Raw genomic sequence first — 13,104 nt, 5'->3', positions numbered from 1 at the left:
CATTCTAATCCTCCTTCGTTACGTATTCTTCGAGTAGTTCGCTGACTGAGTCGACCTTCACATCGCTAGTGCGCAGGTAGTCGATCGCGTCTTGGATTTTTTTCTGATCTCCGGTAAAGGCAACGAGTAAATTACCCACTGGTATATTCTGTAGGATTTCAACGTGTCCATATATGATGTTGACAGTCACATCGAAATCGCGGACAAGGGTTGATATCAGTGGTTGCGTGGTGCCAACACCCACGTAACTTAAACGCGCTAGAATACCTTCGCGATTTAGTTTCTGTGTTTCTGGATGTGCTAAGACCATGGCCATTTCTTGGTCAAAATGGGTGGCGGTGTCGATAAATTCTTTGGTTAAATGTTCAGTGGGCTCTGTAAAGATATCTACGATTGGGCCTTGTTCGAGAATGCGCCCGTCTTCCATTACGGCTACTTTATGGCAGAGGTCTTTAACGACTGACATTTCATGAGTAATAATCACGATGGTTAGGCCGAGTTTTTCGTTTAGTTCTCGCAGTAGGTCCAGAATTGAGCTGGTCGTTTTCGGGTCCAGTGCGCTAGTTGCTTCGTCACATAAAAGGATGTCGGGGTCGTTGGCTAGAGCGCGCGCAATCGCGACTCTTTGCTTTTGTCCACCAGATAGTTGTTTAGGATAGGCGTCCGTTTTTTCTTTTAGGCCGACTAAGTCCAGTAACTCTGCTACTTTGGCTGCTTTTTCTTTTTTATTTAAACCACTACCTTTTAGTGGGTAGGCAACGTTGTCGAAAATCGTGCGGGATTCCATCAAGTTAAAGTGTTGGAAGATCATGCCAATTTTCTTGCGTGCTTGGCGCAGGCTATGCGGTTTCAGGGTCATTAAATCTTGTCCGTTGACTAGGACACTTCCGTTTGTTGGTCTTTGTAGCAGGTTAATGGTACGAACGAGAGTACTTTTCCCTGCCCCGCTGTAGCCGACAATGCCATATATTTCGCCTTTTTCGACGTCTAAGTTGACGTCTTTCACGGCTGTTACGACACGATCTTCATCATGGAATACGACGTCTATGTCACGTAGTGTTATCATGTTTTTCCTCCTCTTGCGCCTGGTTGTTTGGCTGGTGCTTAATTTGATAGTGCTGGGCGCGTATTGTGTTGTATTTGTTGCTTTCTTTGCTGCTAGTTCGTGCTTATTTGTGCGAATTCGGTGCAGCTCGCCGGTTGTGATGTAATCTTTTGATTAGAGTGTACGCTTGGCTAGCCTCTAATTGCTTCTTAAATTCAGTATCACACGTCAATCGCTTGGTGTAAATGCAAAAAACTCCCCTCCTATGAAAAGGACGAGAGTTTGTTAACTTCGTGTGACCACCTTAATTTGCTGTTACATCACTGAAACAGCCTCAAACAGTACGCATGATTTTTAGACTCTCTGCCTCAAATGGACAGAGCTTCATTTAATACTGTGGCTTCCTAACGGTTGCTGCCGTTCATCCCTATTGCGCGATTGCTCGTGCATTCGGAATGACCGCTCAATGGCCATTTTCAATTCATCATACTGTACCTGCTTACACCCACACAGGCTCTCTTTGACAGATGATTAAATTTACTTTCCACTTCAAAGCGTTTTGCTTTATTAATCTGAATGTATCTTACAAGTAAAATGAGAAGGTGTCAAGCTTTTTTATCATTTAATTCTCATAATCAGAAGGGGTGATATTTTGGATGACGTCGGATGGAGTCAGTGAGGACGCTTAGTAAATCTGAAAAAGCCAGACCATGGTCGCCAAGACAGCTAGTTGGAAAAAGATATTGCGATTGATTTTATTTGGGTATTTATACATGAGTAATGTGGCTGCACCAAGCACTGCGGAATTGATCGAAATCACTTGCAGCCAATCTAAAGTTGCCACTACAATAAAGGCAGCCAGAATTACTAAATTATGTTTGATTTCTTTTGTCATGTTACCAATTCCTCTCTTTTAGATGGTGGATATCTATATATAAATACTCACTAATGGTGCATAAAAATTAATAAAACTATCGTCAAATTGTTCCATGAAATGAACCGAAAAAGTCCTCTATAAAAGAGTTGGATGACTTATCCAAATCCACTATAAAGGAACATACCATGGATAAGTATAATACAAACATAACATTTAATAAATGGTTTTCGCCAATTAATTTAACAACCTTGTCAAAAGGTGCTCAAAAAGAGATGGCTCAATTTAATCAGTATGTGAAGAAGGTGGACTTTGAGGCTTTTCTTAAGCTATTACTTCATGCGATTCACGATGAAAAAGAGAGTTTACGCCATTTGGAAAACACCGTCATCAACCCTAAACTACAACAGGAAGTAGGATTAACCGCCATTTCATATTCTCAATTAGCTAGGTCATTGAAACGCTGTCCCCAATCGGTGTTATTAGAACTATTCTTTCAATTACTGGGACAAATCGAGCAATATCATCCAAAAATCTCCCACAAAAAGTTATATATCATTGATTCGATCACGTTTTCGTTAAGTCAATTAGCGTATAAGTGGGCCAAGTTTCGTCCAACGAAATCTGGGATTAAGGTCCATCTCATGCTTCGTTATATCGACAAAGGAGCCATTTACCCGGTTAAATTCGAGCAGAGTACAGCTTCTGCGCATGATAAAAATTTTCTACTAAACATTGTAGAAGAACCCAATGCCACCTACGTCTTTGACCGAGGCTATCTGGATTATTTAATGTTAGATCACTTAGACGACCACAGCTATTTCTTCGTGACACGTCTTAAAAGCAATTCGCTCACCTGTTATACGGAAGATTCCACTTGGAAACTGTCGAACGATTCACCCATTATCTCTGACCAACTGACGCGACTTGGTGGAAAAAATGACATCACTCATCGCTTTCGAGTTGTGACGATCCAGCGTAAAAATGCGTCAAATTTACGTCTGGTAACCAACCGTCATGATTTATCGGCAGAAGAAATCAGTGCCATTTATCAGTCACGCTGGGAAATTGAATTGTTCTTCAAACACATGAAGCAGCATCTAACGATCAAACATTATTTCTCACAGTCAGAAGAAGGCGTCACTAACCAAGTGATATTGGCGATGATTGCGTATCTCCTGACTTATCTTATGCGACTAAAACTCCAAACAAAGCGGTCAATTTTTCAAGTGTTAAGGACCCTACGTACACTCTTGTTTGAACCGTTTGAGCAACTGTTCGTACAATTGGTCCCCACGTAAGATAAGGGCTTGGCACATTACTTTGATTTAACTAAACAGGTAAAAAAAACTGGCAAAGTCATCCACTTGCGTCAGCATTCAGTTTTTTTAATTGAAGCGTTAAAATTATCTTGAATAAAAAGCAATCTGTGTTGGTCAATATTTTATTAATTTTTATGCACCACTAGTGATAAATACTATACTTTTTATTAACGATAAATACAACTATTATCGCGGCTTCATACAGAAAGCACCAGCCTAGCCAGTAGAGCTAACAAGTAACTTAACTCGTGTCGCTTTAACATTAAGTGAGTGGGCTTTAAAAGAATAAAGGAGTCGCTCCCCGATGGTCCGCGACGGTTTTGCAAGGGCGGCAGGCTCTTTGTTTAATCGTCGGGAACCGTAGGTGAGCGACTCCGCTGGTGTTGCAGGGTTTTGGGAGGTGTGAGGTAATGGGAGCCTTGGGGTAGAACGCTAATTCTACGTCGCGAAATAACCACGTGGCGTTAGACCCTCTAATTCAACGTCGCGAAATAACCACGTGGCGTTAGACCCTCTAATTCAACGTCGCGAAATAACCACGTGGCGTTAGACCCTCTAATTCAACGTCGCGAAATAACCACGTGGGGTTAGACGCCCAATTCTACGTCGCGAAATAACCACGTGGCGTTAGACCCTCCAATTCTACGTCGCGAGATAACCATGTGGGGTTAGACGCCCAATTCTACGTCACGAAATAACCATGTGGGGTTAGACCCGCCAATTCAACGTCGCGAAATAACCACGTGGGGTTAGACCCTCCAATTCAACGTCGTGAAATAACCACGTGGGGTTAGACCCTCCAATTCAACGTCGTGAAATAACCACGTGGGGTTAGACGCCCAATTCAACATCGCGAAAAAACCACATGGGCTTAGACCCTCCAATTCAACGTCGCGAGATAACCACGTGGCGTTAGACGCCCAATTCTACGTCGTAAAATAGCCACGTAGGCTTAGACCCTCCAATTCAACGTCGCGAAATAACCACGTGGTGTTAGACACTCCAATTTAACGTCGCGAAATAACCACGTGGTGTTAGCCCTCCAATTCAACATCGCGAAATAGCCACGTGGGCTTAGACCCTCCAATTCAACGTCGCGAAATAACCACGTGGGGTTAGACCCTCCAACGCCACGTCGCGAAATAACCACGTGGGGTTAGACCTCTATAAAGTGGACCCTGTAGAATAGACACTTTTAACAAGGTAATCAATAATAGTAAATCGTCATCATTCTAGATTAACCAATGTTATTTCATCAGACTTATTAAAACAGATTGTTGATATTACCTCTTAAAGTTATATTTTTTGAGTAAAGTGATATCCTTTAAGCCAGTCGATGGGTTTTCATAATGAGAATAGCGCCCTGTCATTAATTGTTGGAAGTTTTTGCTAAGATTTTTTGAAACATAATGAAACGGCACCTGATTCCCCAAAAAGACCTGAACTTCTGTGGAGCGAAGCACCCGCTCATGTGTCAACAGCCCGTACTCACAAATCGTGCGGACGATTGCCCGCTCCTTACTCTCCATGTGTCCACACTGACAACAGGTCGCTTTATAACGTGACAACTCGACCTCAAAACTCGAACACTCAGGACAGCACAATCCCGCCTTCAACTGGCTCACCTCTTCAACCGACAAGCTTTTAGGCGGATAAGGATTCTTAATTCTATAGCGCTCCGAGATCAGCTTCTGCATTTGAAGGGGAGTCATGTTGGCTGGCATCGAAATAACTTCACTCTCATAAACTTGTTGAACCAAACCAATCAAACCCGCCCGATTCAAAGCTAGTTCCGCCGCAGCGCCTTCCACCTGAAGCTGACTATCCGGATTGACGAACACCACCCGCCCCTTAACCGTCCCGTTGTAACCTAGTTGCTTGCACATTTCTCTAACCTTTTCTACAGACCGATTCAGTTGGGTGAAAATGTCGTGATTCACCCGTTTGCCGTTAATCATCGCCTGTCCATTAATATGTGAGTAATGGCCCTCATAATTTTTAGCATCCAAAACTAAAATCCCAGACCGGCTCACCAGTAACAAGTCAATTTGACTCGTGCCCCCTACTCCAAGCCACAGGTCATGCAAAAACGCCCAATCACGCTGCCCATGCTTCAACAATAACTCATACAATTCACTTTCACCTAAAAAACCTCGCTGTTGCAATTTTAAATTAAATTGCTCCTTCTCATTTAGACCATTGCGCCCTTGCATAATCTCTAAATATTGTAACTCTAAATTCTTCTCTAACATCTAATCGCTCCTTATAATTGGTCTTTTATATAAATACGCAAAAAGCCCCCCCAATATGCTTTTTTTTCTAAAACTTAATGAAAAAAAAACAATTCGACGAGTGCTGTTCCTTCTTTCTATCGTACCTACTCATCTTTTATGCTACAATATAAGAAAATACTTAAAAAGTGGTGAGTTTACGATGAAAAACATAAAGTTAAACGAAAGCTTGGCGGCCCTAAAACCAAGTCCGATTCGTACATTTAATGATTCTATCAGTGAAATTGAAGGAATCATTCGCTTGACGATTGGTGAGCCGGATTATCCGACTCCACGTTTTATTAAAGATGCCGCGATTGAATCCATCGATAAAAGCTTTAACGGCTATAGCCACTCGCGCGGTCTCATTGAATTACGTGAAATCATTAGCCAATATATGGACCGCAAATACGGCCTAACTTATTCAGCAACGGAAGAAATTATAGTAACCGTTGGTGCGACTGAAGCACTCTTTTCGACTTTTTACGCCTTACTTAATAAAGGTGAAAAAATCATTACTCCGTCGCCACATTATGCGGTATACGGCACTCAAGTTAGCTTAGCTGGCGGAACGTTTGTCCCGGTTGACGTCTCAAATGACGACTTTATCCTGACACCGCAACGCCTGGAAGAAACGCTAAAAGAGCATCCAGAAACTAAAGCCCTACTATTCAACTACCCATCGAACCCGACGGGAGTAACGTATACGGCTGACCAATTGGAAGCACTAGCAGAAGTGATTAAGCAACATGATATATTCGTAATTTCTGACGAAATCTATTCTGAATTAACCTTTGACGGCAAGCACACATCGATTGCCCAGTATATTCCTGAACAAACGATTGTCATCAACGGCGCATCTAAATCTCACTCGATGACAGGTTGGAGAATGGGCTTCATCTGTGGCCCACAATGGGTAATTAATGAGATTTTCAAAGTTCACCAATCAGCCGTCAACGCACCAAGCACGCAAGCACAATATGCAGTCATCAAAGGCTATGCCGAAGGTGACGAGGCGATTAACGAAATGCGCGAAGGCTATATCGAACGACGCGACCTACTAGTGGCTGGCTTTGAGAAGCTCGGCTTTGAACTGGCTGCCCCACAAGGTGCCTTCTACCTATTCATTAAGGTTCCCGCTTGGTTTGACGGTGACGGCTACGAATTCGCGACTAAATTAGCCCACGAAGCAAAAGTTGGCGTTGTACCCGGATCGGCTTTTGGCGAAGCAGGTAAAAATTACTTCCGCCTAAGCTATGCTGCCAGCACTGAAAAACTGACTGAAGCACTGAAGCGAATCGAAACATTTGTTAACGCAAATAAATAAATGCATCCGCCGCTGAATCTTTCAGCGGTCTTTTTTCCTCCAGGCAAAATAAGACTGTAAACCAGCTAGCGTTACCTCAAGCCTGCGACCTTAAATTGATAGTCAATCACTCTTTGTTAAAGTCTAAGCTTTTCAAGTAAGCTAAATTCCATTAAACTAGAGAGACGAAACGGAGTTGATTTGATGACACAAGCAACAATTGGAATCATCGGAGGCGGCATTGTCGGTTCGACGGCTGCCTATTACTTAGCTAGAAGTGGACACAAGGTGACAGTCTTTGACGAAGGGGTTGGTCAAGCGACGAGTGCCTCAGCTGGGATTATCTGTCCTTGGTTCACTTTAAGACGCAATAAACCTTGGTACTTCCTCGTATCGAACGGTGCAGAATTCTACCGAAAAATGATGGCCGATTTGAACGCGGACGGCTTTGATACCACGGATATCTTCCAACAAGATGGCACCTTGATTATGCGCGATAAGCCCAATCGCTTAGAACGAGACTTGACGGATGGCGCTAAAAAGCGCGAGACAGCACCAGCAATTGGGGAAATCCAAACAGTTCCTAATAATGAATTGCAAAACTTTTTCCCGCATCTAGAAACAGATTATCATGCAACTTTTGTTGAAGGTGGCGCTCGCATTAACGGTCGTGCCTTAATCCAAAATCTGCAGGCCGCTATCGAAACATTCGGTGGGACAATCATTCGTGAACGCGCGCAAACCAACTTCAATGAAGAACAAGCTGTCACGCTTGCCAGTCCATCAAGCCTTGCAAAAACTTACGATCGCATCCTTTTAAGCGCCGGCCCACATTTGCCTAGCTTATTGGAACCTTTGGGCTATGAAGTGGCTATTACGGCGCATAAGGGGCAGTTGTTAAGTTTCTATTCAGATGATTGGAAAGACCGTCACTGGCCAGTTGTGATGTTGCCAGGTAAACTCGATTTGATTCCCTTTAACAATGGGGAGATTGTCGTGGGGGCGACTCACGAGCATGATATGGGATATGATCTAAACTTTGACGAAGAGCGCTTAGCAACACTTCGAGCAGCGGCAGAGCAGTGGATGCCTGCTCTTAAAGGCCTGCCGATTCATCGCCGTGAGGTTGGAAGCCGAGCATATACACCGGACGCGTCGGTTTTAGTAGGGCAAGTGCCCGGTTTGAAGAACGTCTGGGCCGTTAGTGGTTTAGGCGCTTCAGGCTTGACGAGTGGGCCTTTCTTAGGTCATCAATGGACCCAGCTAGTTCAGCAAGGTCAATGGGATATCAAGCCAGAAGACTTTCCCATCGAGCGTTTTGTTCGCCGCAAGGACCAGCCACCTGAGTAATGCAGTTTCATAAGGTTTACGTCTCGCTTGAGAGTGGCTTATTTTCCCAAAAGTCTTTTTAGTGGTGTTATTGCATTCCTTTATGGTATTATTTGAGTATAATTTAGTAGTTTTAAGGAGGAATTATTTATGTGGAAAGAGTTTAAGGGGTTTATCGCGAACGATAGTATTGTGACGTTGGCGACTGGTTTTATTATGGGTTCTGCTTTCACGGCTATCGTAACGAGTTTAGTTGACGATATTTTTATGCCATTGATTGTGGCGGTGACTGGTCAAGCGGATGTGTCTGCTTTGTCGCTTCAAATTGGTAACACGACGTTAGGGATCGGCTCTTTCATTCAAGCGATTATTAATTTTGTTTTAATTGCGGCGATGTTATTTATGGTTCTTAAAGGGCTTGAGAAAGCTCAAAACAAAAAGATTATTTCGCCAGATACTGAGCCGGATGCACCTTCTAATGAAGAAGTATTGCTCGGTGAGATTTTATCTGAGTTGAAGAGAAAATAATTTTTCAATAACAAACACCCGAGCAAATTTGCTCGGGTGTTTATTTTGTTAGCGGAAATCGCAAGCCAAGTCGTGATCGTTGATGATGCCGATGGCTTGTAAGTATGAGTAAATCGTGATGCTTCCGATAAATTTGAAGCCACGTTTTTTCATATCATTGGTGACGCGCTCACTCAGTTCGTTAGACGCCGGGCGCTCATCGGTTTGACTAATGAGGGTTTGCTCCTGCGTGAATTGCCAGATGTATGTGTCAAAGCTGCCGAATTCTGCTTGCACAACTTGAAAGGCTTGTGCGTTGGCAATGGCTGCTTTAATTTTACCTCGGTGGCGGATGATGCCTGGATCATTGGCCAATGCCTCGATTTTAATTTCATCGTATTGAGCAATAATATCATAAGCAAAATTATCAAAGGCTGCTTCAAAGTTTTCTTGCTTTGATAGAACGAGTTGCCAAGATAGGCCAACGTGAAAAGATTCTAAGATGAGCCATTTGAATAGTTCTTGGTCATCGTGGGTGGGTTTGCCCCAGATGTTGTCATGGTAGGCTACGTAGTAATCAGGTTTGCCAGCAATCCATTCGCAACGTTGAATCTCTTCCTTTGTCGTTTCGCTTGTCATATCACACACTCCTTAGTAGATTTGGAATAGTTGAAAGATTGAGTAAACGCTTAAACTTACCATACAAATAAAATTGATTTCTTTCGTCAGAATTAAAAAGGCTAAATATTCGCGAACGAGGTTGTAGCCCCAGGAAAATAAAGAGGACGGTGCGCCTTTCAAGTCGATAGATACGCCGTTTTGCCAAGCAAAATAGTAAGCTCGAATCAAATGGAAGGAACTGGTCACGACTAAGACCGATTGCTCACTATTGAGTAAGGATTTTGAGAAGTAGAAATTCTCGTGTGTATTCAACGCTCTAGATTCCAGAATAATGTCTTCGGCTGGGATACCTTGAGCTAGTAAAAAGCCCCCCATTTCTTCTGCTTCTGTCGGCACCTCCGGATCATAACTGCCTCCGGTTACAATGATTTTACTCATGATATTCTGCGAGCGATTTTCTAAGTAACTTTCGACCGCCAATTGAAGGCGAGATCTTAAAGTTGAACTCAGGACTCCTTCGTCATCGATACGGACCCCTAGCACAATAATTTCTGAATGATGTTTCTGTTTTGGCCAGTATTTCATGCTGAGATTTACCAAAACATAGCTAATAAAAGTCGCGATTAAATACATGGCGATATAAACGTAAATACTCATAAAACGCATGATGGCTAGCGGGCCATAAAGCCAGATTATCCACACGGTGTATAGGGTAAAGGCCAATACGGTCCCTACCATCAAAAAGCCAAAAAGCTTACGTAAGTAATGTTCCTGTCGATCTCTAAGTGTTCTTTGGAGCACTAAGGCGGCGAATAATAATAAAAAGAATGGAATAATGGCAGTCATAAAAGCGCCTGAAATATAGAAAAAGTAACGTATCATAAAAATGGGCGTCAAAGAACCATTTTCAAAAATCGCAAATAATAGGCTTGTGACACCGTATATGACAAATACAATCGGTTGCCATTGTGGATGTTTAAAGCGTAGCGTTACAATCGACAAAACAAATAAGATTAAAGCAAGGATATAGAATATAGAGTTCACCTCCTCATCTTGTGTTAGCATTCGTAGTCGGCTGATAATCTCAGCGGCTCTCATCTTGCTTGCACACATTTCAACATCTTAATTGTAACGTAAAGTCTCGCAATTTTCTTTGGTTTTTTCAAAGTATTTTAAATAATTTCTTGTAGGTAAGGCTTTTGAGTGACGGCTTGTATTTGCTTAACTTTCACCAGCTGACGATGGCTATAAATCATGATAGGCTTGGTAAACGTCTTGTTTTTTAATACCTAATTGTTTGGCTACTTGCTTGATGGCGTCTTTCGAAGACAAACCATCCTCGGCCATTGCTAATTCAACTTGCGCCTTATACGGTAACTCAAGTTGGGCTGCTTTTTCAGCTAAATTGCTTTGAGGGGGTAATTGCCCACCTTCCAGCATTAAAACAATTTCTCCCTTTAACGGCTGTTGGGCTAAATAAGCTGCTAACTCTGCGGCGGTTCCACGTATATACTCTTCATAACGCTTCGTCAGTTCGCGTGCCACGACGACTGATGTATCCGCTCCGAGTTCTTTTTCAATCGCAACCACAGCTTTTTTAATTCTAAAAGGTGACTCATAGAAAATTGCTGTTTCTTGCCGACTTCCAACTAATGCTAACACTTCTTTCTGTTCTTTCATTGAACGCGGGAAAAAACCATAATAAGTAAAATGTTCGCTCGACAAACCTGAGGCAATTAGAGCCGTTAAAGCTGCATTTGCACCTGGTAAAGCTACGATATCAATCGCTTCTTCTAGACACGCTTGAACCAAAGGATGGCCCGGATCATTGATTAATGGCATTCCTGCATCAGATACCAACGCTAAATCTTGACCACTCTCTAATAATTCCACCCATTCAGTCACTTCGTGAGCGCGACTATGCTCATGAAAACTGCGCATTTTAGTTTCGATATTAAAATGATTCAATAATTTAATCGTATGACGCGTATCTTCCGCTAAAATCAAGGCAACTTCTTTTAGTGTGTTGATCGCACGAAAGGTCATATCATCTAAATTACCAATCGGTGTCGGTACAAGATAGAGTTTTCCTTTGGCCGTTAAACCTACTCTTGTATTCTCGATAAAACTTGTTTGAATTTGCATGCGACTCTCTCCTTAATTTAAATCTTTTGAAAACGTTCAATAGATACTTCTATTTCTTGCATGCGATTGACTAAAACGAAGGGACTCTTGGCAACATCGGCCAGCCCTTCTTCGCTAAGGTAACGTTCTTTGGCTGGACGAGTCAGGCGTTTAAAATGATATTCCGCTGACATGGCCAATGATTTACTGGCCCATCTTTCGGCGTATATCAGTTTGACTGGCTGTCTTTTGCCAACGCGCGTGTACTTGGCCCCTTTACCTGCATTGTGCGTTTCAAGTCGGGCAGCTAAATCGGTTGTATAGCCACCGTACAAAGTGTGATCTGCACAATACAACACGTAAAAGTAAAAGCTTTTGACTTCTTTAGCCAAAATATATCGCCTGCATCTCTTCGGTATATTGATTATCTTCCGTATGAACGACAATCGGTGGATCGATATTAACACCTTGACGACCGCCTCGATAAATCGCTTCGATTAAGACAGCATTAGCTTTCTGGCTAGCTTTGGGATGAACGAAACGAATACGGTGAAGTGAAAATTGGTGTCTCAATAAGGTTTCGGTAATATCGTCTAAACGGTCAGGACGATGAACTAAAAATAATCGACCCTTTTCTCTAAGTAAGACAGACGCTTTATAGATCCATTGATCTAATGTTAAAGTCAGTTCGTGTCTAGCCATTGCATGGCTAGTCAAACGGTGATGGTCTTTTGAACGATCCACTGGGAAATAGGGGGGGTTGCAACTGATGATGTCGAATAATGGACGTGGCTTTAATAAGTCATTCACGTCAGCTTCTAGCATTTCAATCTGGTTTTCCAAACCATTCAATTGAATGCTGCGACGAGCCATATCGACTAGTTCTGGTTGTAATTCCACCCCCAGCAAAGGCGCCTTTGTTCGGTGACTTAATAGTAATGGAACGACGCCATTACCACTACAAAAGTCTATATAGCGAAAAGAGCGACGTTCTGGCAGTTTGATAAACTCAGCCAAAAGCACCGCATCGACTGAATAAGCAAAGTAGTCTGGACTTTGGATAATCTTTATATTTTCGCGTATAAATGAGTCAACTCGTTCATTCGCATGAACGAGTTGTACGAGTGATTCATTTAACATTCTTTCATTTCTCCTTGTAAGAACTGTGGAACAGGTTGATAATCTAAAAGTGTATAGGCTTGTTGGGGAGCTAGATTTTGCTAAAGTTTACTAGTTGATACGCTAGTGTGTTGATATTTCAAAAGCACTCTGCAAAGCCGTCACCGCTGTTACCTTCCAAGCAAGTCACATCAACATCTGGCTACTCTAAGCCATCAAGGACCCCCTGACAGAACATGCACTCTTCATCTGGATATCTTTGCGATCCAAAATATGGATGACAGACATGAATGCCTTCATCATAAAAAGTCTGCAAACGCGCTTTTCCACTGATACTATCATCTGTCGAATTTTCAGCTGGTAATTGTTGAGTCGAAGTCCCTGATTCATTCGTATTCGTATGGTAATTTTGGCTAAATAGGGCCATTAAATCCTGATTGCGTATGCGCAATCGGTTATTTTCTTCCATCAAATCATTCAATGCAACGGTGAGTTGTGCCACAGTTTCATTAAGTTGTATTAATTGCTCTGATGATTGGTCGAGTAATTGTTTAATATCTTGATAATCCACGCACACACCCCCTGTC

Annotated in this window: 13 protein-coding genes and 1 other annotated feature; of the genes, 4 read left to right on the top strand and 9 right to left on the bottom strand. The window is 42.5% G+C overall.

Annotation, left to right across the window (positions count from 1 at the left end; genetic code table 11):
- Positions 1-4: 4 nt before the first annotated feature.
- Both ACTQ45_RS05085 and ACTQ45_RS05080 read right to left on the bottom strand, forming a co-directional pair.
- Entirely contained in the window at positions 5-1,066 is a 1,062-nt protein-coding gene (locus ACTQ45_RS05085) for a methionine ABC transporter ATP-binding protein (protein WP_441763114.1), read from the bottom strand.
- A gap of 246 nt (positions 1,067-1,312) precedes the next feature.
- Positions 1,313-1,607 (bottom strand) — a binding site (T-box leader).
- 123 nt (positions 1,608-1,730) lie between these two features.
- On the bottom strand, positions 1,731-1,940 hold the full coding sequence (locus ACTQ45_RS05080) for a hypothetical protein (RefSeq protein WP_441751478.1): 210 nt from the start codon (positions 1,938-1,940) through the stop codon (positions 1,731-1,733).
- Between the two features lie 167 nt (positions 1,941-2,107).
- On the opposite strand from ACTQ45_RS05080, the gene ACTQ45_RS05075 reads away from it, so the two are divergent.
- Positions 2,108-3,220 (top strand): IS4 family transposase, encoded by a 1,113-nt coding sequence (locus ACTQ45_RS05075; protein ID WP_441763113.1) that lies wholly within the window; start codon positions 2,108-2,110, stop codon positions 3,218-3,220.
- A 1,304-nt stretch (positions 3,221-4,524) separates the two neighbouring features.
- Here ACTQ45_RS05075 and ACTQ45_RS05070 read toward each other — a convergent pair.
- Positions 4,525-5,493 (bottom strand): nuclease-related domain-containing protein, encoded by a 969-nt coding sequence (locus ACTQ45_RS05070; protein ID WP_441763112.1) that lies wholly within the window; start codon positions 5,491-5,493, stop codon positions 4,525-4,527.
- Between the two features lie 181 nt (positions 5,494-5,674).
- On the opposite strand from ACTQ45_RS05070, the gene ACTQ45_RS05065 reads away from it, so the two are divergent.
- From ACTQ45_RS05065 to mscL, 3 genes are all read left to right on the top strand, one after another.
- Complete coding sequence (locus ACTQ45_RS05065) at positions 5,675-6,838, top strand: pyridoxal phosphate-dependent aminotransferase (protein ID WP_441751482.1); 1,164 nt, start codon at positions 5,675-5,677, stop codon at positions 6,836-6,838.
- Between the two features lie 183 nt (positions 6,839-7,021).
- On the top strand, positions 7,022-8,167 hold the full coding sequence (locus ACTQ45_RS05060; RefSeq protein ID WP_441751484.1) for an NAD(P)/FAD-dependent oxidoreductase: 1,146 nt from the start codon (positions 7,022-7,024) through the stop codon (positions 8,165-8,167).
- A gap of 129 nt (positions 8,168-8,296) precedes the next feature.
- Positions 8,297-8,674, top strand: coding sequence for a large conductance mechanosensitive channel protein MscL (mscL, locus tag ACTQ45_RS05055; protein ID WP_441751486.1), 378 nt, complete (start codon positions 8,297-8,299; stop codon positions 8,672-8,674).
- A gap of 48 nt (positions 8,675-8,722) precedes the next feature.
- Here mscL and ACTQ45_RS05050 read toward each other — a convergent pair whose 3' ends face one another.
- The 6 genes from ACTQ45_RS05050 to ACTQ45_RS05025 all read right to left on the bottom strand — a co-directional run bounded on the left by ACTQ45_RS05050 (position 8,723) and on the right by ACTQ45_RS05025 (position 13,088).
- Positions 8,723-9,265, bottom strand: a complete 543-nt coding sequence (locus ACTQ45_RS05050) for a DNA-3-methyladenine glycosylase I (protein ID WP_441751814.1) — start codon at positions 9,263-9,265, stop codon at positions 8,723-8,725.
- 39 nt (positions 9,266-9,304) lie between these two features.
- The gene (locus ACTQ45_RS05045; protein ID WP_441763111.1) at positions 9,305-10,339 is read right to left on the bottom strand and encodes a YdcF family protein; all 1,035 of its coding nucleotides are present in this window, start codon (positions 10,337-10,339) and stop codon (positions 9,305-9,307) included.
- A 180-nt stretch (positions 10,340-10,519) separates the two neighbouring features.
- Positions 10,520-11,419 (bottom strand): 16S rRNA (cytidine(1402)-2'-O)-methyltransferase, encoded by a 900-nt coding sequence (gene rsmI / locus ACTQ45_RS05040; RefSeq protein WP_441763110.1) that lies wholly within the window; start codon positions 11,417-11,419, stop codon positions 10,520-10,522.
- Between the two features lie 17 nt (positions 11,420-11,436).
- Entirely contained in the window at positions 11,437-11,790 is a 354-nt protein-coding gene (locus ACTQ45_RS05035; RefSeq protein ID WP_441751492.1) for a GIY-YIG nuclease family protein, read from the bottom strand.
- Positions 11,783-12,538, bottom strand: a complete 756-nt coding sequence (locus ACTQ45_RS05030) for a tRNA1(Val) (adenine(37)-N6)-methyltransferase (protein WP_441763109.1) — start codon at positions 12,536-12,538, stop codon at positions 11,783-11,785. Before ACTQ45_RS05030 ends, ACTQ45_RS05035 begins: the two co-directional genes overlap by 8 nt.
- Positions 12,539-12,719: 181 nt before the next feature.
- Positions 12,720-13,088 (bottom strand): initiation-control protein YabA, encoded by a 369-nt coding sequence (locus ACTQ45_RS05025; protein WP_441763108.1) that lies wholly within the window; start codon positions 13,086-13,088, stop codon positions 12,720-12,722.
- Between the last annotated feature and the right edge of the window lie 16 nt (positions 13,089-13,104).

The sequence above is a fragment of the Fundicoccus sp. Sow4_D5 genome, assembly GCF_052116365.1.
Lineage (GTDB): Bacteria > Bacillota > Bacilli > Lactobacillales > Aerococcaceae > Fundicoccus.
Note: the sequence above shows the minus strand (reverse complement) of the source record. Positions and strands in the feature narration are given on the sequence as shown.